Source organism: Veillonella sp. T14073-2 (assembly GCF_002959875.1).
Lineage (GTDB): Bacteria > Bacillota > Negativicutes > Veillonellales > Veillonellaceae > Veillonella > Veillonella infantium.
Window position 1 is genome coordinate 300,743 of record NZ_PPDC01000006.1, and the last position, 25,092, is coordinate 325,834.

Below are 25,092 nucleotides of genomic sequence, written 5' to 3' on the forward strand. Positions count from 1 at the left end.
TCTAAATACTATACCACATAAAAAAGACCGTACACCGTACGGTCTTTTTACGATTACACCACAGTATAATCAAGAGAATATCAAAGGATTAGATATCAGCTTTAATTGCTTCTAATGCAGCATCGAAGTTAACTGCTTGAGTTACTTCAGGAACGTATTCAACATAAGTTACTTTATTTTCTTTGTTGATTACTACTACGCCACGAGTTAAAAGACGAAGTTCTTCAATCAAGAAGCCATAGTTTTCACCGAAGGAAGCGTCTTTGTGGTCAGACAAAGTAATAACTTTATCTACGCCAGCAGCGCCACACCAACGTTTTTGAGCGAAAGGCAAGTCCATAGAAATTGTCAATACTACAACATCATCAGAAAGTGCAGTAGCATCTTGGTTGAACCAACGAGTTTGAGCGTCACAAACGCCTGTATCAAGGGAAGGAACAACGGAGATAACTTTTACTTTACCTTCGAAATCTTTTAATGTTTTAGGTTGTAAGTCGTTGCTTAAAACTGTGAAGTCAGGAGCTTGTTGACCTACTTTAACTTCTGGACCAACCAATGTGATAGGGCCACCTGCAAATGTTACTACGCCAGTACGTTTTTCCATGTTGTATTCCTCCTAAGAGTTTTAATTCTAATGTTCGTAAGGATACGTTTTGTATCTATGCATAGTATAACACTTACATTACCATAAGTAAACTAAAAAATTCGATATAGTGTTTTTAAGGGAATAAATAGTATGTTATTGGCTTCATAATCAAGAAAATATCTTAAAACTACATTATATACGTATAGGTGTATTATGATATATGAAAAAAATGTGTATACTATAAGGAGTATATTTAAATAATGATAATCCTGTAATACAGAAATTTAACTGAGAGGTCCTATGAAACCTATAGATCTATTTATGCAGTTTTTCCGCCGAGAAGGCTGGGTATATGCCATCGGCTTAACTATGCTAATCGCTATTGATATAGCATTTTTATTTGTTCCACAATTCATTGGTAATGCCATCGATACACTAAGTCACAATAAAGAGGGCTTAGTCAATTATATTATTTACTTTATTTTATTATTTATTATTATAACGATTCTAAAAGTTATTTCGCGACGCACCTTACTTGGTTCCATCCGTCGTATGGAGTACCTTTTTCGTGAAATCTTGTGTAGAAAAGCATTACAAATAAAAACAACATATTATGAGGCAAATGGACCTGGTAAAGTTATGGCGTTGATGACAAATGATGTTACATCTCTTCGTGTAGCGTTAGGTTTAGGTGTAATGATCGTGGTGGATATTATATTTTATTCCATTGTAGGATCTATTATTTTAATACAAAAAATAGATGGTCTATTAGCTTTTAAAATCATGACACCTGTATTCTTCATCATTGTTGCAATATTTGTGTTGGGCAGAAAATTACGTGCTAAACAGCGTAGTGCTCAAGCTACTTATAGTGATATGACAGAGTTTGGGCAAGAATTATTCCAAGGTATAGATGTAATTAGAGCCTTTAATCGAGAACGTATTATTTCTGACTCGTTTGAAAAAATAAATAAATTGAACTATAAGAAAAATATGGAGGTTGCCTTATTAGATTCTGTACTAACACCGTTAACAAGAATTGCACCGTTTATTTGTATTAGTATCAGTATTTTCATATGTGGTCACCTAGCTGTAAATGGTCAAATGTCCATAGGTGAATTTGTAACTATCAATTCATTCATTATGCTAATCGTAGGACCTTTAATTGGCTTTGGTGGACTCATTTCGATTGTACAAAAAGGCTTGGCATCGTTAGATCGTATTACCGATTTCTTACGACTACCAATAGAGTCAATTGATGACTCAACTGAAGTATTACCACTTGAGGATATTAATATACAATATTTAGATTTTAATTATGAAAATTCTAAAGGTCATGCATTGTCTCAAGTATCTACAACTATTCGTAAAGGCTCTTTTATAGGCATTGTTGGTAAACCTGGATCTGGTAAGAGTACGCTCTTTAAATTACTTATTGGTTTACAACAAAGCCCAGCTAAAGCTATTTATTTTGGGAACCAAGATATTTCAGACATACCTTTATCTAAGCTTCGAAATTCAATAGCTTATGTACCAACTCAGTCTTACTTGTTGAGTACTACTATTGAAGATAATATTAAATTTGGTAAAAATTTACCTATGCATGAATCTGTAGAGGTGGCTGCTAAAAAAGCCGACCTATATAGAGATTTAGGAAATCTATTAGATAATGACTTACATACTCTCGCAGAAGAAGGACATGACTTATCTGGTGGTCAAAAGCAACGTATTAATATGGCTCGAGGATTTTACAAAAATGCACCATATTTATTATTAGACGATTGTTTCTCAGCTTTAGATGCAGTAACAGTAAATACTATTTTAGAGACATTACATACGGTAAATGATCAAACCATATTATGTATTTCGCAACGATTAGAGGTTATTGAAAAAGCAGATAAAATAATTGTCTTTGATGAAGGCCATATAGTTGAAGAAGGTACACATGATGCATTATTAAATCGAAACGGTTTATATAGAACACTTTATGATGCACAGAAAGGAGAGGCGCACAGTGAAAAAGCATAATATTAGAAATGATTGGGCTCTATTCTCCTATATAACTACATATATTAAACCCTATTTAGGAATCTTATTAGTAGCAACAATTGCTCTTGCGGGTAATCTTGTACTACTATTATTTAGACCATATCTTACAAAACAAGTCATCGATCTTGGTTTTGCTACAAATGATATTCATGTCATTGAATATTATGCTGTTTTATATGGTCTCACTATCATTGGCAGTGTGTGCTTTATTTTCATAGAAAATTACTTTTTAAAAAGTTTTGGCCAAAAGATTATCTACAATATTCGCCATATTGTGTTCCAAAAAATTCTACATAAATCACATGATGAATTCTATAAATTGCCTATTGGTAATTGGGTAACACGCATCACAAATGATGTGGAATCACTGCGTACCTTATATACCGATGTATTATTGAATTTAGCTAGTAGTGGATTAATGATTATCGGCATATTGGTCTTCATGTATGCCATTAATGTACCGTTAGCTATTATTATGACGATTTTAGTGCCTATCATGGGGGGCATTATTTGGGTCTATCAAAAGTTTTCTAGAAAAGCTTTTCGCCAAGTAAGACGATCTGTAGCAGCATCAAATTCGAGTATTAAGGAATTACTAAATTATATTGTTATTGTAAAAGCCTATGGCGGAGAAAAGGTTATAGAAGGCAGATATGATACAGTTAATAAAGGTTTCTTAGAAGCTGGTCTTTTTGAAGTTACTACATTTTCTATTTTTAGACCTCTCGTGGATGGATTGTTCTTTGTAGCTTTAATTGTTATATTTACTACTACAAACTTAATTGATTCTGTAGCTGATGCAGGTACGGTTTTTGCTTTCATTCAGTATATGGATCGATTCTTTCAACCATTAAAGGAAATTGCAGATAAATATAATTCATTACAAAGTGCATTAGCTGGCGCAGAACGGTTAGTTCCATTACTAGAAGAAAAAGATAGAAATATGGCTGATGAAGTTCCACAGGAATTAATTCCAGTAGAAACAATCGATTTTGATCATGTTTGGTTTTCCTATGATAATAACGATATCTATGCATTGGAAGACTTTACATTGCATATTAAGTCTGGAGACTTTATTGGCATTGTAGGACCCTCTGGCAGTGGTAAATCAACACTGTTATCTTTATTAATGGGTATTTATATACCTACAAAGGGTGCTATCTATATCAATGGAATTGATATTGCAAAATATGATAGTTCTGTACTTCGTCATTTAATGGGCTATGTATTCCAACAAGCTTACTTATTTAAAGGTTCTATTAAAGATAATCTTACACTTTTTGATAACTCTATATCTCATGATGAAATGGTAAAAGCTGCAAAACAAGTAAATTTAGATTCTATGATTGAACAATTACCTGAAGGCTATAATACACCTGTTGGGTACTTAGGTTCTTTATTATCAGATGGACAAAAGCAATTACTAGCCTTTGGTCGTACATTAATAAGAAATATACCTATTTTATTATTAGATGAAGCAACTGCTAATATTGATAGTCATACGGAAAAACAAATACAAGCAAGTATCGAAAATATCCGTGGCAGTAAAACAATCGTAAGTATTGCTCATCGGCTATCCACCGTACAAGACGCCAATGAAATTGTTTATATTGAATATGGTAAAATAAAAGAAAAAGGTTCTTTCAACGAATTGATTGAGTTAAAGGGCGCCTTTTATAATCTATGGATTCGTCAAAAAAGTGGGAGTTAGCATGGAATTTATCCAATCTAAAGATAATAAAACTATAAAGCATATAGTTTCTCTAGGGCAACGCAAAAATCGTAGTAAATATGGTGAATACATTGTAGAAGGGATTCGTTCCATTCGTGATATTTCAACTATGGGAGTAATAAAAGCAATTGTTATACGCGAATCTAAATGTAAAGATAAAAATATAGAGGCATTATTATCCTTAGAGTCGATGCAATCGATACCTACTTATATTGCTCAAGATCCGGTATTTGATAAAATTGATAACACCGTAAATGGACAAGGTATCGTTGCAATAGTATCTAAACCTAAACATAGTATGGAATCAATTTCTATTGAAGATGGTGTATATATTACATTAGATGGCGTACAAGACCCGGGTAATCTAGGTACGATTTTACGTACCGCTGTAGCGGCAGGTGTGAAGGGGATATTTTTAATGAAAGGTACTGTTGATCCATATAATGATAAGACTGTACGTAGTACAATGAGTGCATTACATAAAATACCTGTTTATGAAGATGTTACATTATCTATGCTTAATGATCTTATTGCAGAATCTAATATGTCTACCTATGTAACTGCCCTAGATAATTCAAAACCATACCATATGGTGGCCTATGATAAACGATGTATGTTGATTTTAGGCAATGAAGGGAATGGTGTAACACCAGAGGTTATGAATCTATGTAAACACCGTATTATGATTCCTATGTATGGAGATATAGAATCCTTAAATGTGAGTGTGGCAGCAGCTCTATGTATGTATAAAGCACAAGAACAATTGATGTGCTAATTAAAATATATTAGGGTTGAATTATGTATTTATGATAAAAATTTATAAGTATATCGAAAGTCCTCTACTAGTATACAAGTAGAGGGCTTTTGTATTGATTTTATAGCTCTGTATTTGGTACAATAACATATATCCTTTGTGGGAGAACAAAGTTCTCCCTTTTTTTTATGAAAAGGAAGTAAACTATGTCCAAATTAATAGTAAATGCAGATGACTTTGGTCTTCATAGTGCAGTTAATGCTGCCGTCATTGATGGTCATCGTACAGGTATCATTACGAGCACCTCTCTATTAGCGGGAGGCGAAGCTTTTACAGAAGCTGTAAGTATGGCAAAAAATAACCCTAAGTTGGGCATTGGTGTTCATATCGCCTTAGTAGGTGGACTTAAACCAGTATGTAATCCAGCTGAAGTTCCATCGCTGCTGACCTCTGAGGGCGTATTTCCAGAAACATATATCGATTTTATGAAGCGAATTTATACTGGAAAGATTAATTATAGTGAATTGCGCAAAGAAATTCACGCTCAAATGGAACGTATTATGGATTCTGGTTTACATGTAACACATATTGATGGTCATCAACATATGCATGTATTACCGACGGTACTACCAATCGTAATAGAGCAAGCAAAACAGTATGGTATTAATGCTATACGCATTCCAGATGAGTCTTCTTTATTTGTCAATTATATGTACTCTCCTGTGCGATTGTTAGGTAAGGTGGGATTATCTACTGTGGCTGCAAAAGCACGTCCTACAATACGTGATAATGGCATGTATTCCACACAATATTTTTGGGGTATGGTAAATGGGGGACACATTAACCAAAAAACGTTAATGGGTATATTAAAATCCATATCTAAAAAATCGGGTACTCATGAATTGATGATTCATCCAGGTTTAAATAATACGCTTCTTGGAAATCAATATAAATGGGGCTATCATTGGGAAGATGAATTACAAGCTGTATGTTCAAACCATACGCATTTATATATTAGACAACATAATATTGAGCTAATTAATTATGGAGACTTGATATGAGTAAAATGATGAAGAGAGGCATTTTTATGTTTCTCTTACTATTGGCTGTGTCAATTGGTATCATTTACTACACTATTGATCTAGATGCATTAAAAACAATTTCATCATTTAATAGTATTTCTTTATTATTAGCTTTAGTGGCCTTAATAGCAGGCATGTATTTTGATGGTTTACGGTTACAAAGACTCGTAAAAATCGGAGGATATAAGTTATCTATAAAGGCTGTACTTCGTGTAATCTTTAGTAATTATTTCATGGCTATGTTAACCCCAGGTGCTAGTGGGGGTGCTGTTGCACAAGTATTAGTATTACGGAGTTATGGTGTGCCAATATCTAAAGGGACTCCTATTGTGTTAATACGTACCGTATTTTCTATTATGTTCCTTGTTATTATGTTACCCTTCGTATTCTTAAGAGATGCTATTGAAATTCCATATATTTCAAGAGATATGCTATTGATTTTTGCAGTAATATCTGTCATTGCAATACTGGTAGGTACTTATATCTTACAAACTAAATATATGCGTCAATTTGTATATAACTTAGCGCAACGGTTTAAAGCACATAAAACGAAAGATTGGCTTTCTAAATTAGAAACGTTAAATCAAGGTTTAGGATTACTATATAAACAACCAATTCAATCGTTTATTGTATTTATTGAATCTGGGTTGAGTCTATTATGCTTATACTGTATTGCGCCAGCATTAATGTATGCTTTTACACCGGATATTCCGATCATTAATATATTAGATCGAATGATTCTATTGAATCTTATTTTATATTTTGCACCAACACCAGGGGGAACAGGGATTGCAGAAGGACTATTTGTAGTATTGTTTAGTACCTTTGTCCCTAATGGAACGGTTGGTATTATTGCTGTAGCATGGCGCGTTATGGCAGAGTATTTGCCATTTTTTGTCGGCATGTATGCGGTGTTAACATTATATGGGCGTCAATTTGTAGCCCAAGAAACTTCAACAGAACAATAAGGGAGTGTGTGTTCTATGACTAAACCAAAAAAAGATAAGTTTTATCTGGTGCAAGAAGATATTTTACCAGAAGCGATAAAAAAGACGATTAAGGTAAAAGAAATTTTGAAACTAGGTGAGGTTAAGACTATTAATGAAGCAGTGGAAAAGATGGATTTGAGTCGTTCTGCATACTATAAGTATAAAGATTATGTATTCCCATTTTTTGAAATTGCTCAAGGTAAAATTGTAAGCATTTATGTTTCAATGTCTAATGAATCAGGTATGTTATCTAGTGTGTTAAAAGCAATTGCAGAGCGCAATGGTAGCATATTGACAATCAATCAAGACATTCCACTACAAGGTATAGCTAATAGCAGCATTTCCTTTGAAACTAAAGACTTACAAGGTTCATTAGAAGATTTATTATTAGATATTCGCTCTATGAAGGGCATTATTAAAGTAGAAATTTTAGGCCAAGCATAGGCTAATTAAGAGAGTAGGACAATTATGACCAATATAAAAATTGCGTTATTAGGTTTTGGTACTGTTGCACAAGGTACATTTAATTTATTGCAAGATAATGCTGAGTTAATTAGAAATCGTACAGGTGTTAATGTTGAAATTTCTAAAATCTTTGTACGTAATCCTGATAAATATAGCCATATTACATTGCCTGAAACAGCTCAATATGTAACAGATATTGATGAAGTACTAAAAGATGATTCCATTCAAATGGTTGTGGAATTAATGGGTGGTACAACCTTTGCTAAAGATTGTGTAGAAGGTGCTTTAAAGGCTAAAAAAAATGTAGTAACTGCAAATAAAGATTTGTTAGCAGAATCCGGCCCATATCTATTAGACTTAGCTAGCAAAAACGGCGTAGATTTACGCTTTGAAGCATCTGTATTAGGTGGGATTCCAATTATCCGTACATTATATGAGTCTTTAGCTGGCAACCGTATTACTGAGCTCATCGGTATTATGAATGGTACTACAAACTTTATTTTAACTAAAATGTCTGAAGAAGGTTTAAGCTATCAAGACGTACTAAAGGAAGCGCAAGATCTTGGTTATGCTGAGGCCGATCCTACAGCAGACGTTGAAGGTCTAGATGCGGCACGTAAACTTGCTATCCTTGCATCTATTAGTTTCAACCGTCGCATTTTCTTTGAAGATGTATCCGTAGAAGGTATTACTTGCATTGATACGGAAGATATTAAATTCGGTAAAGAATTTGGTTATAACATCAAACTATTAGGTATTGCAAAAGAAACTAGTCAAGGGTTATCTCTAAATGTATACCCAGCATTTATTCCTACTACACATCCTTTAGCATCTGTTCGCGGTTCTTATAATGCGATTTATGTAAAAGGTAATGGTATTGATGATGTAATGCTATACGGTCGTGGTGCTGGTAGCTTACCTACAGGTAGCTCTGTAGTATCCGATATTATGGAAGTGGCTAAAAATGTTTCATACAACGAAACAGGTCGTTTGAAACCATTCTATTATGACCAAAAGAATATTTACTCTCCTGGTAAGATTCAATCTAGCTATTACTTACGTTTGGAAGTAGATAATAAAACAGGTGTATTGGCTAAAATTTCTGCTAAATTAGCAGAACAAAAGATTTCTGTTTTATCCATCGTTCAAAGAAATATGGATCCAGAAACTGCTGTATTAGCGATTGTAACCTCTAAATGTCCTAGATCTTATATTTTAAATCTTATCGATTCCTTTAACAGCTTGCGTTCCGTTAAGTCTGTTAATAGTGTAATTCGTATTATGGAAGCTTAAACTATGAACACTGTTCGCGTACAAGTACCAGCCACTAGTGCTAACTGTGGACCTGGTTTTGATTGCTTAGGTTTGGCACTCAATCTATACAATATTTTTAGCTTTACACCTGATGTAAAAGCTACTGAATACACCTATACTTTTGAAGGTTTTGGCGCAGACATTTTACGTGCTGAAGATCCTAAAAAAAATCTTATTGGCTTTGCAATGGATCAAGTTTTTGCTACTGTGCAAGAACCAATTCAATATGGACATATTACGTCTGAAACCTTAATTCCACCATCTCGTGGTTTAGGTAGTAGTAGTACGGCAATTGTAGGTGGGCTTTTACTAGCAAACGCGTTAGTAAAACATCCTCTTTCAAAGGAAGAGTTACTTGTTATTGCAAATCGCATGGAAGGTCATCCAGATAATGTAGCACCGGCTATTTATGGTAATCTATGCTGTGCAACTGGTTTGAAAACCAAAGTGCTTAACACAGTTATTTCTGTCCCCTCTGAATTGCATTTTGCTGTTGTAGTACCTGAGGTCATGGTTTCTACAGAATACGCTCGTTCTGTTTTGCCTAATCATGTACCATTTAAAGAGGCTGTGCAAAATGTGAGCCATGCATCTTTATTTGTAACTAGTTTGATTACACATCAATTAAGCAATTTATCTGTTGCATTAGATGATAATTTACATGTTCCATATAGAAAAACATTGATACCACATTGTGATGCAGCCTTTGATGCTGCTAAAGCAGCTGGCGCATATGGTGCTACAATTAGTGGATCAGGTTCTACTTTAATTGCCTATGTAGATAAAGCCCACGTACAAGCCGTAGCAGATGCTATGGGTGCTGTATTTACAGCTAATGGTATTGAAAATAAAACCTACTGCTTAGAAGCCGATAGTACAGGAGCGTCAATTATCTAGTTTGTGGTATAATTATAGTGTTAGGCATAGTCCATAACTATAATTGGAGGAAACTATGAACAATATGAAAACAACGCTTTTATTAGCGACTTTGACGGCCATTTTAGTGGTCTTAGGTGATATGATTGGCGGTAGAAGTGGTATGATGATTATGTTCGTTATATCCATGGGCATGAATTTTATGTCCTATTGGTATAGCGACAAAATCGTTTTAGCACAATATGATGCACAACAAGTTACTGCACAATCTAACCCTAAATTATATGGTATGGTAGAACGTTTGGCTAAGAATGGTAAGTTACCAATGCCAAAAGTTTATATCATTCCAAGTGATGTACCTAATGCATTTGCAACAGGCAGAAATCCGAGTCATGCAGCAGTTGCTGTTACAGAAGGTATTCAACGACTATTAACAGATGACGAGCTAGAAGGTGTTCTAGGACATGAATTAACCCATGTTAAGAATCGTGATACATTGATTAGTACTATTGCAGCTATGATGGCGGGGGCTATTTCTATGATTGCTCACGTTCTTCAATTTTCTGCAATCTTTGGTCGCTCCGATGATCGAGAAGGTTCTAATCCTTTAGAATTAATAGGTGCCATAATTATTGCTCCTATCGCAGCAGGTCTTATTCAGATGAGCATTTCTCGTGCCAGAGAATTCTTGGCTGATGAAGGTGGCGGAGACATGTGTCGCAATCCTTTAGCTTTGGCATCTGCCCTTGCAAAAATTGATTACTATTCAAAACATGGTGCATTGCCAAATGCAAGTAATGCAACAGCCCATATGTTTATCATCAACCCTATGGTTGGTATTGGTGAAAGCTTGAGCAATCTTTTTAGTACACATCCTCGTACAGAGGAACGTATTGCAAAATTGAAACAACAAGCAATGAATCCTAAATATAAAGAGAAAGCATTATTTTAATTAATATCTACAGGAGGATATCATGCAAGAAACATTAGTTTTAATAAAACCAGATGCAGTTAAGCGTCAATTAAGTGGTGAAATTCTTAGTCGCTATGAACGTAAGGGTCTTGTTATTAAAGCACTAAAGCTACTACAGGTACCTCGTGAACTCGCTGAAGAGCATTATGCTGAGCACAAAGAAAAACCGTTCTTTGGTGAATTGGTTGACTTTATTACATCTGGTCCAGTTCTCGCTTTTGTTTTAGCTGGTGAGAATGCAATTGTATCCGTACGTGCTTTAAACGGTGCCACAAATCCTGTAGATGCGGCCCCTGGTAGTATTCGTGGTGACTATGCCTTAACAATGGACGCTAACGTAGTACATGCTTCTGATTCTCCAGAATCCGCTGCTCGCGAAGTTAGTCTTTGGTTCCCAGAATATAAATAATCTCAAGATTGAGAACATATAGCTTTTCATTCTACATTTATGTATTTCTATAGGAGGTAATACATATGGCAAGTAGTGTTTACACAAAAACAGGCGATGCTGGTACAACTGGTTTATATACCGGTGAACGAGTACCTAAATCCTCATTACGCGTAGAAGCTTATGGTACAATCGATGAATTACAAGCCTTTTTAGGCTTGGCTCGGTCCTATGCGGAAAATTCACGTGTTGCTACTGAATTATATGATATTGAGCGCAATTTATGGACTTTAATGGCCGATATTGCTAGTTTAAATGCAGCGCCAGTCATTACAGAGCAACATGTTAAACATTTAGAAAAGGTCATTGATCGCTTTGACGAAAAGCTTGAACCATTATCTAATTTTGTGATTCCTGGTGAAAAACAATCTTCAGCTTATTTACATGTAGCGAGAACGATTACTCGACGTGCTGAACGCGCTTTATGGCGTGTATTAGATGCTGGTGAAAGCGTTCACGAATCTAATTTAAAATATTTAAATCGTCTATCCGATCTTTGCTTTATTATGTGTCGCGTAGAAGAGGAAATTGGAGCTGAATAAACAAAAAAAGCTATGTATTTTACATAGCTTTTTGCTCGTTATAGACCTTATTGTGAAATTGTTTGATTTAAAACATCGTGCGGACTTGGATAGTAGAAGAAAATATGAGGAATTTCATAACGGAATTTTTCTCTCAATAGATCAGAAAGTGTTGTTTCGAAGTTTATAATCTTATCAGCTCCAAAATCAAAATCTTCTACCAAAACCAATAGCTGTGGTTCTACTTGAGGTGCATTTTCTGGTAACATTTCTGGTGGTAGTGGAACATTTACTACTACACGTGCGGTGCCAATATATTTACCTTGTCCATCGTCGATGGCAACACGATAGGTATTATCCCATAACGTAGCCATCATTTTTAGTTTCATATTCATAATTTCCATAGTATCGCTCCTTTGTTATACTTATAATGATACTGAAATTATAAATTCTTGTATAGGTGCATTATGAAATCACAAATTATATTGTGTTCCGGTGGGGCACGAAGTGGAAAAAGTGAATTTGCAGAACGTTTAGCCCTTGCTACAGAAGGTCGAAAAGCTTATGTAGCAACAGGACAAGCTTTTGATGATGAAATGGTTGATCGTATAAAGAAACATCAAGAGCGACGTGGTAATATATGGACGAATTTTGAAATACCATTATATTTGGCCGAAGAGTGGCAACATATTAGTAGTGTAGCGGATGTAATACTCATAGACTGTTTAACCATGTTTACAACAAATCATATGATGGCTCATGGGTCAATTCAAGGCCAACAAGATGCAAATCGGTTAGAAGATACGGTACTTTCAGAATTAGAAGCATTATTAAATCTAATCAAAGTAAGTGATGATAAAATAGTTATATTTGTAACTAATGAAATTGGTCTTGGTATTGTACCAGATAATAAGCTAGCAAGATATTTTAGAGATATTGCAGGCCGCGTCAATCGAACAGTAGCAACTGAGGCTGACAAATTATACTTAACGATTAGTGGCGTTACCATTGAATTAAAATCCCAGGAGGTTCATATAAATGGCTAAGAAAATTATGTTCCAAGGAACAAGTTCCAATGTAGGTAAAAGTATTTTATGTACCGCATTATGCCGTATCTTTTATAGAAGAGGTTTTAAAACTGTTCCCTTTAAAGCTCAAAATATGGCCCTCAATTCTTATGTGACAAAATGGGGCGATGAAATTGGTCGTGCTCAAGTAGCGCAAGCTGAGGCTGCTGGCATAGATCCTATTGTACAAATGAACCCTGTGTTATTAAAACCTACAGGTAATCAATCTTCTCAAGTTGTATTGATGGGTAAACCTGTGGGCGTTTATAGTGCTAAAGAATACCATACCAAATATTCTTTAACCGCCCTTGATAAAGTAAAAGAATCTATCGATTTCTTAGATTCCAATTTCGATATGATGGTTATTGAAGGTGCAGGTAGCCCTGCAGAAGTAAATCTCAAGGCTAATGATATCGTAAATATGCGTATTGCTAAAATGACGAAAGCACCTGTATATCTCATCGCTGATATCGATCGTGGTGGTGCTATTGCATCTATTGTGGGTACATTAGAATTACTCGAACCAGAAGAACGAGATCTCATTAAAGGTATTGTTATCAATAAATTCCGTGGTGATATTAAACTATTAGAACCTGCACTTACCTTCATTGAAGAAAAAACAGGAAAAAAGGTAGTTGGTGTCATTCCTGCCATTGAAAACCTTGATATTGATGAAGAAGACTCTGTTGCACTGGAAAACAAACGGAATAGTGGTACTAAAGATATTCAAGTAGTGGTTATGCAAACACCTAAAATTTCTAACTTTACTGACTTTGATGCATTAAATTATGAACCAGATGTATCTGTTCGATTCGTAGGCCCTGGCGATGTTATAGGCAAGCCGGACTTAATCATTTTACCGGGCTCAAAAAATACACTAGCAGATCTTACATATCTTCGTAACTCTGGTTTTGCCGATGAAATAAAAAAACTTGCTGACCAAGGTACACCTGTCATTGGTGTATGTGGGGGCAATCAAATGTTGGGTAAAACGATTTATGATCCGCATCATATGGAAGGAGATATTGAAGAAATTGAAGGTCTTGGTTTAGTCGATTCTTCTACGACTATGAAGGATCAAAAAACAACACATCAAGTAGAATTCAATGTTTCAAATCTTCAATTTTTGAATGGTACATTTACAGGTGAAAAACTAGTAGGCTATGAAATCCATATGGGTGATACTACACCATTAGTAGATACTGTGCACCGTTGTTTCACCATTACAAGTCGCAGTGAAAAAGCCGTTAATGTAGTTGATGGTTTTATCGATGGTAATCACCAAGTAATGGGGACATATATTCATGGTGTGTTTGATAATGATGAGTTTAGACGCTTTATTATCAATCAGTTGCGTGAACGTAAGGGGTTAGAACCATTAGATGTAGTATTCCATTATTTCGAACACAAGAATGCAGCTTATAATCGATTAGCTGATATTGTAGAGGAACACTTAGATATGGATTATATTATGTCTACCTTGGGGTAATAGGGGAGATATATGGAACATTTAACAATCTTGCATTGGTTTACAAAGTATAGCTTTGCATGTATACCAGTCTTAGCATTTTTATTAGATTTACTCATTGGAGATCCCAATAGTAAATACCATCCTGTAGCTATTATTGGTCGCATCATATCTTTTTTTGAAGCAGTTCTCTATAAAGATACTGATAACGATACTAAAAAATTATGGTACGGTGGTATTGCGGTTGGCTTAATCCTCGTTTCTGTATATATTATAGTGTCTTTAATACTATGGCTTGGTGGCGTAGTTGATGAATGGGTAGAATATGCTCTTGAAGTAATTATTTTATATATTGCTATATCTCCACGTTCACTAGCTGGTGCAGGCTTTACTATTAGCCAATTAATTAAACAAGATAATATTGTAGAGGCACGTAAGCGATTATCTTGGATTGTAGGTCGCGATACAGAAGAATTAGATGAGAGTGAAATTACACGAGCTACGGTAGAAACCATTGCTGAAAACACAGTAGATGGAATTATTGCTCCCTTATTCTTCTTTATCCTTGGCGGTCCAATGGGTGCAATTCTATATAGAACAGCCAATACTATGGACTCTATGCTTGGGTATAAGAACCAAAAATATTTATACTTTGGTCGAGTAGCAGCTCGCTTTGATGACGTGCTCAATTGGATTCCTGCACGCATTACCTTTATATTATTAATAATTTCTGCATTCTTTTTACGCTTTGATGCTAAAAAAGCCCTACAAATTGGCTTGCGTGATGCCCATAAGCATCCAAGTCCTAATGGCGGTTATGCAGAAGCACCAGTTGCAGGAGCCTTACATATTCGATTAGGTGGTTACAACCAATATTTCAAAAAAATGACCTTCCGTGAATACATGGGAGATCCTATTGAAAAATTAAATCGTAACCACATTACACGTACAATTTATATGATGTATTTTACGACTATACTAATGATCATAATTAGTACAGCCATTACTTATGGGATGAATGTATAATGACACCTTTTTTCATAGCATTACAGTTTCTAACACGTTTAAAAATCGTTAATCAAACAGAATGGTCTGTAGAAGATTTTGGTAAATCCGTTGTAGCCTTTCCCTATGTAGGCTTAATTATTGGCCTTATTTTAGCATTATTGTATGGTATATTATCACCATTTATACCGTTAGTACCATTGATGTTAATCCTTGTGATAGCGGAATTCTTAATTACAGGTGGTCTTCATGCTGATGGCCTAATGGACACCAGTGACGGTTTATTTTCTGGACGTGAAAGGGACCGTAAGTTAGAAATTATGAAAGATAGCCGTATAGGCTCTTTTGGTGTTGTTGCTTTTGTATTTGTTACACTTTTAAAATGGCAATTATTAACAGCGATTCCAACAGCGGAATTTATTCCAATGGCACTGATTATGATGCCATTAATGAGCCGTTGGTCCCTTGTTTTGAGTATTCGATCCTATCCCTATGCACGAGAGCAGGGGATGGGGGCTGCATTCGCCAATTTAGCACCAAAACATGTTATTACGTACAATACACTTTCAACCTTCTTTATGCCTATTGTAATATTACTAATTGGTGTAATTTTATATACCCTTTTATATGGTGTATATTCTATTTTTTCTGTAGCTGATGTAGGCTATGTTGTTGGATTAGGTGTATTGGTTTACGCTACATTAGGTATTTTTCAAATCAATATTGTAAGTATGATTATTACCTATATTATCAATCGTATACTTAACCATTATATTGTTAAGCAACTTGGTGGTACTACAGGTGATACTTACGGATTTGTTGTTGAAGTTACAGAGGTTATACTACTTTTAATTTATATTATTATATTATCTGTATTATCTGCTTCTGTGGCCTCTAACACTACGATGTTTTAATAATTATTTATCCATTGTTTTGTAAAAATAATTACTATTTTTGTTTAATGCGAAAGGAGTTTAATGTGACCTATTATGTAAGAGCCCCAGGTACATGTGGGGAATTTCTACAAGGTTCTATTAATGGCCAGTCATTTTTAGTGACTTGTCCTATTAATCGTTACTCCTACGCATTAAGTAATGTAAAACATCCATTTTCAAAACATTATTGTGCATTACAACCTAAGTCAGCTCTGGCAAGACAATTAGTACAACGATTATTAAAGAAAAATAATAAAGATCAAACTTGTCCACCTGTATATGTACGTTCTGACATTATACAAGGTAAAGGAATGGCTTCAAGTTCTGCGGATATTTCTGTAACGGCTATGGCTACTGCTTTAGCTATGGATTATAATTTATCACTAAAAGAACTAGAACAAATCTGTTTATCCGTAGAACCTACAGATGCTTCATTTTACCAAGGTGTAACGCAGTTTGATTATATTAAAGGTACCATTTCTCAACCACTAGGAATGTGTCCGCCATTGAAAATTCTCGTATTTGATGAAGGCGGTAGTATAGATACCATTACCTTTAATCAACAAGTAGATTTACAAACTAAAATTTTAGAAAAAGAGCCTATTATATGTGAATCACTAGATCTATTTAAACGAGGCTTAAATACACATGATATCAATTTAATTGGTCAAGCAGCTACATTGAGTGCTTTTGGTAATCAACGCATACTATATAAAGCAAACTTATATGATTTTCACGATATAGGTAATTACTATAACAGTGTTGGTACAATCATAGCTCATAGTGGTACCATAATGGGACTTCTATTTCCCGTAGATTATGGTCGCATTGATGATTGTAAGCAAGAAATCATACGTAAGTTACCTCACTTATCCTATGTGGATACAGTAGAAACCACAAATGAAGGATTAACCTATATTAAACGATAATATATTTAATAGAAAGAGAATTAAATGTCTAAGATACATGGGGGCAATATATTTCAGTTTGCCCATGAACAACGAATTGAACCATATGAGGTAGTCGACTTTAGCGCTAATATTAATCCCCTTGGACCAAGTCAACGTGGATTAGATGCTTTAAATGCACAATTACGCTATATTTCTCATTACCCTGATGCTACCAATGATGATGTATTAAATGCTATTGCTGATACATATGGAATGAATAAACATCATATTATAGTTGGTAATGGTGCAGCCGAGCTATTATATGCTATTTGCCGTTTACCTGGCTATACAGGTGCTTTTGTTCCAGCACCAGGGTTTTCTGAGTATAAAGAGGCTCTTGAAGCAAGTAAGATTCCTGTACGTGATATTTTTTATCGACCTCGGGAAGATGATAATGGAAAACCTTATTTTGAGGTACCATATTTGGCATTAGAAACCTTTGCAGCTGAACTAAAAGGGCAAGATGGTCGCATCATTGTATTTTTAGGTAATCCTAATAATCCAGATGGTACATTACTTGATAAAGATCATATTCGCACTGTAGCGAGCATGTTGAAAGATGCAAATAGCTTACTTGTTATAGATGAATCATTTATCGATTTTGTTGGTAATGATCCATTACAAGATAATGAGTATTCTATGCGCTCATTAGTAAATGAATTTGATAATATCATCGTAGTTCATTCCTTCACAAAATTCTATGCTGTACCTGGTTTACGCATTGGTGCCGCTTTTGCTAACAAAACATTAATTACTCAATTACAGCAATATATCCCTAGTTGGTCTGTAAATACATTAGCGCAAGCATATACAAAGGCTGCCTTGAATGATGTGGATTACATTAAGCGAACAAAACAAGAATTGAATGAAGAAAGAGCATTCATGTACAATGCATTAGATGCTTTAGAAGGAATTACTGTATATCCACCTTCAGCTAACTTTATTTTATTCCAAGTTAATCAAGAAGGAATTACAGCAAACTATATTAATGAAGAGCTGAAGAAATATAATGTGATTGTGCGCAATTGTGACTCCTATATAGGTTTAACTAATCACTGGGTACGCATTGCTATTAAAGATCATGAGACTAATATCAAACTAGTGGATAAACTGACAGATATTTTGAAAGTATAGGAAGATTATGAAGACATTATATATTGTGCGCCATGGTGAAACTGATTGGAATAAAATGGGGAAATATCAAGGTATTACAGATGTTCCTCTCAATGAAAACGGTTTAAATCAAGCTAAAGCATGTGCTAATGCCCTTAAAGATGTTACCTTTGACCGTATCTTATCTAGTGATTTAAGTCGTGCCTTAGTTACAGCGGAAACGATTCGAGGTGACCGCACAACATCTATCACAGTAGATAAACGATTGCGAGAGCTTAACTTTGGTGACTGGGAAGCTATGCTATTTTCAGACATTGAAGCACGTTGGCCTGGCCTTATTGATGAAATGTATTTGCGGCCTCATCTTGTAAAAGTACCAAATGGCGAAAGCTTTAAAGATTTGCAAGATCGTGCCTGGGCAGGTCTGGAAGAATTCCTCAATGTTAATGATGAGGAAGAGACTCTTTTAATAGCATGTCATGGCGGAACTATTAGAACCTTATTATGTAAATTATTAGATATTTCTATTAGTCATTGTTGGAATTTCAGCCAAGGTAATACAGCTATTAACCGTATTTTCTATAATGGTATGGGCGAATATGATCATAATATTTTGAATTTGCTCAATGATACAGCTCATGTTGAATTACTCCAAGGACATGTATGATGCGACTCGATAAATTATTAGCTAATAAAGCTTATGGCAGTCGAAAAGAAGTTCATCAACTCTTAAAGGATCAAAGAGTTACTATTAATGGTGAAATAACAACAAAAAAAGATATCCACGTTGATATTGAGTCTGATGTAATAACAGTTGATGGACAAGTAGTTAATACTAAGCAGCAGTATTATGTAAAATTTCATAAACCCAAAGGCTATGTTACCGCTGTGGAGGATGCAAATCATCCTGTTGTAATGGATTTATTGCCACCTGAATATATTAAAATGGGAGTAGTTCCAGTCGGAAGGTTAGACAAGGATACAGAAGGATTACTGTTGCTTACCAATGATGGTGTTTGGGGACATTCAATCATTAATGGTAATAAACATGTATCCAAGGTTTATTACGTAGAATATGATGGTAAGTTAACAGAAGAAGGAATTCAACGTATAAAAGAGGGGATTGTACTAGGTGACGGAACCCATTGCAAGCCTGCTTTAATTGATGTTGTATCTTCTCAATCTCTGCATATTACCATTGAAGAAGGCAAATATCATCAGGTAAAACGTATGATTGGTGCTGCAGGCGGTACTGTTACATATTTAAAACGGTTAACTATAGGTCATATAGATTTAACAGGGATTGAAGAGGTTGGTTCTATACAGGACTTAACCATTGGTGATATAGAGGCTTTCAAAAAATAGCATAAAATTCTATTCAATATAGGTATTTTATGGTAAGATTAATTGTACTTTATTGACTAGGAGCATGATTATGAATGGTTTAAATCTGCTACAACAGTATATTAAAGAGCAAGAATTAACAGGTGTCATTTTGATGAGCCCTATTAATCTACATTATTTTGCTGGTTTTACTGGTACTACAGGCTTTGCTATTATTACACAAGATAAAGCCTTTATGATTACTGATTTCAGATATACTGAGCAAGCTACAAAACAATGTGAAGGATATACAGTCATTCAATATGAATCCTCTGTTATGGATACTCTTGTTGATATATTCAATGAGCATCATATTTACGAAGGTTTATTCGGTATTGAAGGCAAGCAAATGCCGGTAGATACGTATGAAACCTTATGTGATACATTAGATGAACGCTTTAATTTTACATCTATCAATTTTGCTAAACTACGAGCAGTTAAGCGAGAGGATGAATTAGAATTATTGCGAAAAGCCGCTAAAATTGGTGACGACGCCTTTGCTGCATTACTGCCACAATTAAAGGTAGGAATGACAGAAAACGAAGCGCGCATCATATTAGAAACAGAAATGTTAAAACGTGGATCAGAGGAACCTTCCTTTGCAACCATCGTTGCTTCTGGTAACCGTTCTAGTATGCCTCATGGTGTAGCCAGTGATAAGGTCATTGAAGCAGGTGATTTTGTTACCTTCGACTTTGGCTCCGTATATAAGGGTTACCATTCAGATATGACTAGAACTATTGTAATGGGTCCTGCCTCTGAATTACAAAAAAAGCTGTATAGTATAGTTTTAGAAGCACAAAAACGCGGTGTAGCTGCTGTTCGGGCTGGTATTACTGGTAAAGAACTCGATGCAGTATGTCGTGATTATATTAAAGAACATGGATATACCAAGGAATTTAATCACGGCACTGGTCATGGCGTAGGTCTTGAGATTCACGAAGAACCAGTGGCTAATACAAAATTCGATACAGTATTTACAGAAAATATGATCATTACGGTAGAGCCTGGTATTTATATTACAGGTACTATCGGATTGAGAATAGAGGATAGTGTCATCGTCAAATCTGACGGCTATGAGGTGTTGACACATAGTCCAAAAGAGTTAATTGAAATAGGTATTTAGAAGGAGAAGAGTTAGATGATTTCCAGTAATGATTTTCGTCCAGGTGTAACCGTTGAAATCGACGGTAATGTATGGCAAGTAGTTGATTTCCAACACGTTAAACCAGGTAAAGGTGCTGCATTCGTACGTACTAAAATGAAAAATTTGCAAACTGGTTCTGTAGTAGAACGTACGTTCAATGCTGGTGAAAAAGTGCCTAAAGCACATGTTGACCGTCGTCGTATGCAATACTTATACGAATCTGATGGCGCTTACACATTCATGGATAACGAAACTTATGATCAAGTTGAACTTAACCTTGAACAACTAGGTGATGCTAAAAACTTCCTTCTTGAAAATATGGAAGTATCCATCATGTTCTTCCAAGGTATCGTAATCGGTATCGATTTACCTGTAGCTGTTGAACTTCGAGTAGTTGAAACAGACCCTGGTATCCGTGGTGATACTGCTACTGGTGGTAACAAACCAGCTGTATTGGAAACAGGCTACACTGTAAAAGTACCTCTCTTCATTGAAGTAGATGATGTACTTCGTATTGATACTCGTACAGGTCAATACATCGAACGTGCCTAATACGTATTGATATGTATTGGGGCTAGATCTTTTCATGGAATCTGATTCCCCATATATCTAACATTTGCACTGTAAGCACTTGTCGTCTATGTAATTATATATAGGGACAAGTGCTTTTTTTGAAAGAGGCCAGTATGACCAAGAAAAATACTGAACTAGAGTCTGGTAAAATTAAGATTAGTGAAGATGTATATGCTACGATTGTTACTATAGCAGCGCTTGAAACAAAGGGTATACATCATATGAGCTCCACCTTTAATGATGATGTAAATGCCTTCTTTAGACGTAAATCTGATTATGAAGGTGTAAAGATATCATTTAACGATGAAGGAGCTCTTTCTGTAACATTATATGTTTGCATTCAATATGGATACCGTATCCCTGATGTGGCCTTACGTTTACAAGAACGTATCAAAACAGCTTTAGTTTCTTATACCGAAATTGAGGTACAAACCATTGATGTAGTGGTACAAGACATTATTTTTGATGATTTAGTAACACCATCACAGCCTTAGGAGGGTATCTATATGAGTTCAGACAATCAATTAAACTATGGATTAGATATGGATACCATTGATATTGCAGACTCTGTCATCATCGATGTAGCTACTAAAACGTTAGCTACGATTCCAGGTATTCATTCTTTAAGCCCTCGCTTTTACGATGAACTAGTAGAGGGCATTACACATGCCTTTGGTCAACGTAGTTTACCAGGTATTAATGTTAAACATCGTAAAGGTTTTATTGAAATTAATATTTATATTAAAGCCTTGTATGGATACAATCTTATTGAATTATCCAAACAATTGCAGTTAGAAATCAAACAAACCTTAAAGAATATGCTTGATCTTAATCATGTTAAGGTTGATGTTCATATTGAAGGTATTGTTAAAGAAAAGGAGTCAACTCCACATGGTAATTAAGCGAAATCGACGTGAAGCACGTCAATACGCATTTCAAATGTTATATGCTAATGAATTTCATTCAGACCAAAGTGATGTTCAATTTCCAGAAGGACATATGCATAAATCTATGGATAAGGCCTATGCGAATAATATTATAAATGGTGTATTATCCACTTCTGATACTATAGATGCAACATTACAGCCATTTTGTAAATCACGTAAAGTTGAAAACTTAGACAAGGTTGATCGTGCTATTTTACGTATTGCTCTATGGGAAATGACAAATGAAGATGAACTTTTAGAACCATCTATAGCTATTAATGAAGCTATTCAATTAGCTAAAGATTTTGGTTCTGATTCTTCTTATAAATTAATTAATGCAATTCTAGATGCATATAATAAGAGTAAATAATGAAACGATATTACTTAGGCATTGATACTAGTTGCTACACTACAAGTTGTGCCATTATAGATAGCGACTTTCAAATAGTTGGGGAAGCCCGCAAAATATTAGAGGTCAAACAGGGTGAGCGAGGACTACAACAATCAAATATGGTCTTTCAACATACAAAGGCATTGCCTAAGTTGATATCTGAATTGCCACAACTACCAATTAGTGGTGTCGGTGTTAGTGGTTTTCCTAGACGTGAGGAAAATTCCTATATGCCAGCCTTTATGGTAGGGCTAGGGTATGGTCAATCTCTAAGTCATATGATGAATGTACCTTTACAAGTTTTTGCACATCAAGAAAATCATATTTTAGCTGCCCTTCGAGAACTAAAAACAATTCCTAAAGATCCATTTTTAGCACTTCATTTATCAGGTGGTACTACGGAGCTCGTATATTGTCATTATAAAGGAGAAGGCATATTTGAGTCTCACATTATTGGCGGCTCTAAGGATTTACAAGGCGGTCAATATGTAGATCGTATTGGTGTTGCAATGGATTTGCCATTTCCTGCAGGTAAGCATCTAGAAGCATTAGCATTACAAACTACAGAATATGAACCATTACCATCTTCTGTAAAAGAAGGTTGGATAAGCTTTGCTGGGCCATGTAGTGCGGCTATGCGTCGCATTAGTGATTCCATGAATGATATAGAAAAATCTAATCTATCGCGTGCTGTATTCACCTCTATTGGAAATGCACTAGAAAAAATGATTAACTATCATTTAAAAAATAAACCTGTTAAAACATTAATTGCCGTTGGTGGTGTAATGAGCAATAGTATACTTCGTCATCGTATGGATCATTATTGTAGACGTAATCACATTACATTACACGTGGCACAACCACAATTTTCTGTTGATAATGCCACTGGCAATGCTTTTGGCGCTGCTTTTTTAGAGGAAACTAGAGGATAATCGTGAATGTATTAACCATTACACAATTAAACAATCTTATAAAGCGCACCTTAGACCGTGAATATCTACTTAAGAATGTCTATGTTAGCGGCACCATTATTAATGCAAAGCGTCATAGTAGTGGTCATATGTATTTCTCTTTAAAAGATGAAGAATCCGCTATTGATGTTACCATGTGGTCTAGCACTGTTATGCAAAAAGGGTTGGCTAATGCCATTCAAAATGGTCTATTAGTAACTGTAAAAGCATCTGTTAATTTTTACAATAAAATGGGCCGTTTAAATCTCATTGCATCCGATATGCAAATAGGTTCTAAAAGCCCATTACAGCTTGAATTTGACGCTTTAAAACGAGAATTAACTGCCTTAGGATACTTTGATGATAGCCATAAACAAAATTTACCGTACATGGCAAGTTGCATAGGGATTGTTACATCTCAATCTGGCGCTGTATTACATGATATTTTACATGTCAGTGAAAGACGAAACCCATTAGTTCGATTTAAATTGTTCTCCGTTCCTGTCCAAGGTAATACAGCAGGACCTGTTATAGCTAAAGGAATAGCAGCAGCTGATGCTGACCCAGAGGTAGACCTTATCATCGTTGGTCGTGGTGGCGGATCTATGGAGGATTTATGGTGTTTTAATGATAGAGCAGTTGTAGAGGCTATTTATACTGCTAATACACCAGTTATCTCAGCAGTAGGTCATGAAACAGATTATACCTTATGTGATTATGTAGCAGATGCTCGTGGAGCAACGCCAAGTCACGCTGCAGAAATGGCTGTACTTCCTATTATTACACTACAAGATCAATTAACAGAAAAAGAAGAATACCTACACGAGTTTATACGTTATACTTTACAGCAGAAACGTACAGATTTAACATTGCTCTTTAATCGTAGATTAGGTATTCCAGCTCTACAATTTTTGCATAAACAGAAAACGCATTTACAAGAGCTTTCACAATCATTAACTAATGCTACAAAAGAACGATGCAATACAAAGAAACACAGTTTAGCATTATTAACTCAACAATTAGAATCTCTTAATCCATTACAAATGATGGTAAAAGGGTTTGCAAAGGTTGAACATAATGATAAACCTATAACGTCTGTTACTCAATTACATCCAAAGGATGATATACGAGTTACACTTGCTGATGGTTATGTGAATGCTACGGTAAAGGAGGCGCATAAAGATGGCCGCATCACTAAAAAGTTATGAAAAAAAATATAAAGCCTTAGAGGATATTGTGAAACAATTGGACGATGGTGATATGACCATCTCTGAACTCTTAACTCAATATAAAAAGGGCTTAACACTAGTAAAAGAATGTGCAGAAATGCTCGATTCAGTTGAAAATGAAGTTCAACAAATTATCGAAGAAGTTCGCATCAGCGAATAAGGAGAT

Annotated in this window: 29 protein-coding genes; 27 read left to right on the forward strand and 2 right to left on the reverse strand. The window is 35.1% G+C overall.

What is annotated here, in order from left to right; translation table 11 throughout:
• Positions 1–88: 88 nt before the first annotated feature.
• Entirely contained in the window at positions 89–604 is a 516-nt protein-coding gene (tpx, locus tag VCHSUH04_RS04895; RefSeq protein WP_024064190.1) for a thiol peroxidase, read from the reverse strand.
• Between the two features lie 282 nt (positions 605–886).
• Between tpx and VCHSUH04_RS04900 the strand changes: the two genes are divergently transcribed.
• From VCHSUH04_RS04900 to VCHSUH04_RS04950, 11 genes are all read left to right on the forward strand, one after another.
• Positions 887–2,614, forward strand: coding sequence for an ABC transporter ATP-binding protein (locus tag VCHSUH04_RS04900; RefSeq protein WP_105085593.1), 1,728 nt, complete (start codon positions 887–889; stop codon positions 2,612–2,614).
• Positions 2,577–4,346 carry an ABC transporter ATP-binding protein gene (locus VCHSUH04_RS04905; RefSeq protein WP_199176439.1) on the forward strand — a complete coding sequence of 590 codons (1,770 nt, stop codon included), beginning with the start codon at positions 2,577–2,579 and terminating at the stop codon, positions 4,344–4,346. Before VCHSUH04_RS04900 ends, VCHSUH04_RS04905 begins: the two co-directional genes overlap by 38 nt.
• A 1-nt stretch (position 4,347) precedes the next feature.
• The gene (locus VCHSUH04_RS04910; protein WP_105085595.1) at positions 4,348–5,142 is read left to right on the forward strand and encodes an RNA methyltransferase; all 795 of its coding nucleotides are present in this window, start codon (positions 4,348–4,350) and stop codon (positions 5,140–5,142) included.
• A 185-nt stretch (positions 5,143–5,327) separates the two neighbouring features.
• A complete protein-coding gene (locus VCHSUH04_RS04915) occupies positions 5,328–6,182 on the forward strand; it encodes a ChbG/HpnK family deacetylase (protein ID WP_105085596.1) in 855 nt (284 codons plus the stop codon).
• Positions 6,179–7,171 (forward strand): lysylphosphatidylglycerol synthase transmembrane domain-containing protein, encoded by a 993-nt coding sequence (locus VCHSUH04_RS04920; RefSeq protein ID WP_105085597.1) that lies wholly within the window; start codon positions 6,179–6,181, stop codon positions 7,169–7,171. Before VCHSUH04_RS04915 ends, VCHSUH04_RS04920 begins: the two co-directional genes overlap by 4 nt.
• Before the next feature lie 15 nt (positions 7,172–7,186).
• Positions 7,187–7,636, forward strand: coding sequence for an ACT domain-containing protein (locus VCHSUH04_RS04925; RefSeq protein ID WP_005386672.1), 450 nt, complete (start codon positions 7,187–7,189; stop codon positions 7,634–7,636).
• 24 nt (positions 7,637–7,660) lie between these two features.
• Positions 7,661–8,950, forward strand: coding sequence for a homoserine dehydrogenase (locus VCHSUH04_RS04930; RefSeq protein WP_105085598.1), 1,290 nt, complete (start codon positions 7,661–7,663; stop codon positions 8,948–8,950).
• Positions 8,951–8,953: 3 nt separating this feature from the next.
• Complete coding sequence (thrB, locus tag VCHSUH04_RS04935; RefSeq protein ID WP_105085599.1) at positions 8,954–9,868, forward strand: homoserine kinase; 915 nt, start codon at positions 8,954–8,956, stop codon at positions 9,866–9,868.
• 55 nt (positions 9,869–9,923) lie between these two features.
• A complete protein-coding gene (gene htpX / locus VCHSUH04_RS04940) occupies positions 9,924–10,799 on the forward strand; it encodes a zinc metalloprotease HtpX (protein ID WP_105085600.1) in 876 nt (291 codons plus the stop codon).
• Positions 10,800–10,821: 22 nt separating this feature from the next.
• Positions 10,822–11,229, forward strand: coding sequence for a nucleoside-diphosphate kinase (gene ndk, locus VCHSUH04_RS04945; protein WP_105085601.1), 408 nt, complete (start codon positions 10,822–10,824; stop codon positions 11,227–11,229).
• 65 nt (positions 11,230–11,294) lie between these two features.
• Positions 11,295–11,810 carry a cob(I)yrinic acid a,c-diamide adenosyltransferase gene (locus VCHSUH04_RS04950; RefSeq protein WP_105085602.1) on the forward strand — a complete coding sequence of 172 codons (516 nt, stop codon included), beginning with the start codon at positions 11,295–11,297 and terminating at the stop codon, positions 11,808–11,810.
• Positions 11,811–11,857: 47 nt separating this feature from the next.
• On the opposite strand, the gene VCHSUH04_RS04955 is transcribed toward VCHSUH04_RS04950, so the two are convergent.
• Complete coding sequence (locus VCHSUH04_RS04955; protein ID WP_105085603.1) at positions 11,858–12,193, reverse strand: hypothetical protein; 336 nt, start codon at positions 12,191–12,193, stop codon at positions 11,858–11,860.
• Positions 12,194–12,256: 63 nt separating this feature from the next.
• Here VCHSUH04_RS04955 and cobU point away from each other — a divergent pair, with 63 nt between their 5' ends.
• The 16 genes from cobU to xseB all read left to right on the forward strand — a co-directional run bounded on the left by cobU (position 12,257) and on the right by xseB (position 25,086).
• Positions 12,257–12,835, forward strand: a complete 579-nt coding sequence (gene cobU, locus VCHSUH04_RS04960) for a bifunctional adenosylcobinamide kinase/adenosylcobinamide-phosphate guanylyltransferase (protein ID WP_024066073.1) — start codon at positions 12,257–12,259, stop codon at positions 12,833–12,835.
• Positions 12,828–14,345 carry a cobyric acid synthase gene (locus VCHSUH04_RS04965; protein ID WP_105085604.1) on the forward strand — a complete coding sequence of 506 codons (1,518 nt, stop codon included), beginning with the start codon at positions 12,828–12,830 and terminating at the stop codon, positions 14,343–14,345. The genes cobU and VCHSUH04_RS04965 overlap by 8 nt, the downstream gene beginning before the upstream one ends.
• Before the next feature lie 12 nt (positions 14,346–14,357).
• Positions 14,358–15,350, forward strand: coding sequence for an adenosylcobinamide-phosphate synthase CbiB (cbiB, locus tag VCHSUH04_RS04970; protein WP_105085605.1), 993 nt, complete (start codon positions 14,358–14,360; stop codon positions 15,348–15,350).
• The gene (gene cobS / locus VCHSUH04_RS04975; RefSeq protein ID WP_105085606.1) at positions 15,350–16,243 is read left to right on the forward strand and encodes an adenosylcobinamide-GDP ribazoletransferase; all 894 of its coding nucleotides are present in this window, start codon (positions 15,350–15,352) and stop codon (positions 16,241–16,243) included. The genes cbiB and cobS overlap by 1 nt, the downstream gene beginning before the upstream one ends.
• 65 nt (positions 16,244–16,308) lie before the next feature.
• Entirely contained in the window at positions 16,309–17,193 is an 885-nt protein-coding gene (locus VCHSUH04_RS04980; RefSeq protein WP_105085607.1) for a GHMP kinase, read from the forward strand.
• A 24-nt stretch (positions 17,194–17,217) separates the two neighbouring features.
• Positions 17,218–18,348, forward strand: coding sequence for a histidinol-phosphate transaminase (locus VCHSUH04_RS04985; protein WP_105085608.1), 1,131 nt, complete (start codon positions 17,218–17,220; stop codon positions 18,346–18,348).
• 7 nt (positions 18,349–18,355) lie between these two features.
• Entirely contained in the window at positions 18,356–18,994 is a 639-nt protein-coding gene (locus VCHSUH04_RS04990) for a histidine phosphatase family protein (protein ID WP_105085609.1), read from the forward strand.
• The gene (locus VCHSUH04_RS04995) at positions 18,994–19,692 is read left to right on the forward strand and encodes a pseudouridine synthase (RefSeq protein ID WP_105085610.1); all 699 of its coding nucleotides are present in this window, start codon (positions 18,994–18,996) and stop codon (positions 19,690–19,692) included. Before VCHSUH04_RS04990 ends, VCHSUH04_RS04995 begins: the two co-directional genes overlap by 1 nt.
• Positions 19,693–19,762: 70 nt before the next feature.
• Positions 19,763–20,836, forward strand: a complete 1,074-nt coding sequence (locus tag VCHSUH04_RS05000; RefSeq protein WP_105085611.1) for a Xaa-Pro peptidase family protein — start codon at positions 19,763–19,765, stop codon at positions 20,834–20,836.
• Positions 20,837–20,851: 15 nt separating this feature from the next.
• Positions 20,852–21,409 carry an elongation factor P gene (gene efp / locus VCHSUH04_RS05005; RefSeq protein WP_060924599.1) on the forward strand — a complete coding sequence of 186 codons (558 nt, stop codon included), beginning with the start codon at positions 20,852–20,854 and terminating at the stop codon, positions 21,407–21,409.
• A 134-nt stretch (positions 21,410–21,543) separates the two neighbouring features.
• Positions 21,544–21,924: an Asp23/Gls24 family envelope stress response protein gene (locus tag VCHSUH04_RS05010; RefSeq protein WP_105085612.1), complete on the forward strand. Its 381-nt coding sequence runs from the start codon at positions 21,544–21,546 to the stop codon at positions 21,922–21,924.
• 12 nt (positions 21,925–21,936) lie between these two features.
• Positions 21,937–22,332 carry an Asp23/Gls24 family envelope stress response protein gene (locus tag VCHSUH04_RS05015; RefSeq protein ID WP_105085613.1) on the forward strand — a complete coding sequence of 132 codons (396 nt, stop codon included), beginning with the start codon at positions 21,937–21,939 and terminating at the stop codon, positions 22,330–22,332.
• Entirely contained in the window at positions 22,322–22,726 is a 405-nt protein-coding gene (gene nusB, locus VCHSUH04_RS05020; RefSeq protein WP_105085614.1) for a transcription antitermination factor NusB, read from the forward strand. The genes VCHSUH04_RS05015 and nusB overlap by 11 nt, the downstream gene beginning before the upstream one ends.
• Positions 22,726–23,679 (forward strand): metallohydrolase, encoded by a 954-nt coding sequence (locus VCHSUH04_RS05025; RefSeq protein WP_105085615.1) that lies wholly within the window; start codon positions 22,726–22,728, stop codon positions 23,677–23,679. Before nusB ends, VCHSUH04_RS05025 begins: the two co-directional genes overlap by 1 nt.
• 2 nt (positions 23,680–23,681) lie before the next feature.
• The gene (xseA, locus tag VCHSUH04_RS05030; protein WP_105085616.1) at positions 23,682–24,905 is read left to right on the forward strand and encodes an exodeoxyribonuclease VII large subunit; all 1,224 of its coding nucleotides are present in this window, start codon (positions 23,682–23,684) and stop codon (positions 24,903–24,905) included.
• Positions 24,880–25,086, forward strand: coding sequence for an exodeoxyribonuclease VII small subunit (gene xseB, locus VCHSUH04_RS05035; protein ID WP_105085617.1), 207 nt, complete (start codon positions 24,880–24,882; stop codon positions 25,084–25,086). Before xseA ends, xseB begins: the two co-directional genes overlap by 26 nt.
• Positions 25,087–25,092 lie beyond the last annotated feature (6 nt).

Excerpts from the sequence above, each read along its gene's own strand:
- tpx (WP_024064190.1), bottom strand. The coding sequence starts at position 604 with ATGGAAAAACGTACTGGCGTAGTAACATTTGCAGGTGGCCCTATCACA.
- VCHSUH04_RS04900 (WP_105085593.1), top strand. The coding sequence starts at position 887 with ATGAAACCTATAGATCTATTTATGCAGTTTTTCCGCCGAGAAGGCTGG.
- VCHSUH04_RS04905 (WP_199176439.1), top strand. The coding sequence starts at position 2,577 with ATGCACAGAAAGGAGAGGCGCACAGTGAAAAAGCATAATATTAGAAAT.
- VCHSUH04_RS04910 (WP_105085595.1), top strand. The coding sequence starts at position 4,348 with ATGGAATTTATCCAATCTAAAGATAATAAAACTATAAAGCATATAGTT.
- VCHSUH04_RS04915 (WP_105085596.1), top strand. The coding sequence starts at position 5,328 with ATGTCCAAATTAATAGTAAATGCAGATGACTTTGGTCTTCATAGTGCA.
- VCHSUH04_RS04920 (WP_105085597.1), top strand. The coding sequence starts at position 6,179 with ATGAGTAAAATGATGAAGAGAGGCATTTTTATGTTTCTCTTACTATTG.
- VCHSUH04_RS04925 (WP_005386672.1), top strand. The coding sequence starts at position 7,187 with ATGACTAAACCAAAAAAAGATAAGTTTTATCTGGTGCAAGAAGATATT.
- VCHSUH04_RS04930 (WP_105085598.1), top strand. The coding sequence starts at position 7,661 with ATGACCAATATAAAAATTGCGTTATTAGGTTTTGGTACTGTTGCACAA.
- thrB (WP_105085599.1), top strand. The coding sequence starts at position 8,954 with ATGAACACTGTTCGCGTACAAGTACCAGCCACTAGTGCTAACTGTGGA.
- htpX (WP_105085600.1), top strand. The coding sequence starts at position 9,924 with ATGAACAATATGAAAACAACGCTTTTATTAGCGACTTTGACGGCCATT.
- ndk (WP_105085601.1), top strand. The coding sequence starts at position 10,822 with ATGCAAGAAACATTAGTTTTAATAAAACCAGATGCAGTTAAGCGTCAA.
- VCHSUH04_RS04950 (WP_105085602.1), top strand. The coding sequence starts at position 11,295 with ATGGCAAGTAGTGTTTACACAAAAACAGGCGATGCTGGTACAACTGGT.
- VCHSUH04_RS04955 (WP_105085603.1), bottom strand. The coding sequence starts at position 12,193 with ATGGAAATTATGAATATGAAACTAAAAATGATGGCTACGTTATGGGAT.
- cobU (WP_024066073.1), top strand. The coding sequence starts at position 12,257 with ATGAAATCACAAATTATATTGTGTTCCGGTGGGGCACGAAGTGGAAAA.
- VCHSUH04_RS04965 (WP_105085604.1), top strand. The coding sequence starts at position 12,828 with ATGGCTAAGAAAATTATGTTCCAAGGAACAAGTTCCAATGTAGGTAAA.
- cbiB (WP_105085605.1), top strand. The coding sequence starts at position 14,358 with ATGGAACATTTAACAATCTTGCATTGGTTTACAAAGTATAGCTTTGCA.
- cobS (WP_105085606.1), top strand. The coding sequence starts at position 15,350 with ATGACACCTTTTTTCATAGCATTACAGTTTCTAACACGTTTAAAAATC.
- VCHSUH04_RS04985 (WP_105085608.1), top strand. The coding sequence starts at position 17,218 with ATGTCTAAGATACATGGGGGCAATATATTTCAGTTTGCCCATGAACAA.
- VCHSUH04_RS04990 (WP_105085609.1), top strand. The coding sequence starts at position 18,356 with ATGAAGACATTATATATTGTGCGCCATGGTGAAACTGATTGGAATAAA.
- VCHSUH04_RS04995 (WP_105085610.1), top strand. The coding sequence starts at position 18,994 with ATGCGACTCGATAAATTATTAGCTAATAAAGCTTATGGCAGTCGAAAA.
- VCHSUH04_RS05000 (WP_105085611.1), top strand. The coding sequence starts at position 19,763 with ATGAATGGTTTAAATCTGCTACAACAGTATATTAAAGAGCAAGAATTA.
- efp (WP_060924599.1), top strand. The coding sequence starts at position 20,852 with ATGATTTCCAGTAATGATTTTCGTCCAGGTGTAACCGTTGAAATCGAC.
- VCHSUH04_RS05010 (WP_105085612.1), top strand. The coding sequence starts at position 21,544 with ATGACCAAGAAAAATACTGAACTAGAGTCTGGTAAAATTAAGATTAGT.
- VCHSUH04_RS05015 (WP_105085613.1), top strand. The coding sequence starts at position 21,937 with ATGAGTTCAGACAATCAATTAAACTATGGATTAGATATGGATACCATT.
- nusB (WP_105085614.1), top strand. The coding sequence starts at position 22,322 with ATGGTAATTAAGCGAAATCGACGTGAAGCACGTCAATACGCATTTCAA.
- VCHSUH04_RS05025 (WP_105085615.1), top strand. The coding sequence starts at position 22,726 with ATGAAACGATATTACTTAGGCATTGATACTAGTTGCTACACTACAAGT.
- xseB (WP_105085617.1), top strand. The coding sequence starts at position 24,880 with ATGGCCGCATCACTAAAAAGTTATGAAAAAAAATATAAAGCCTTAGAG.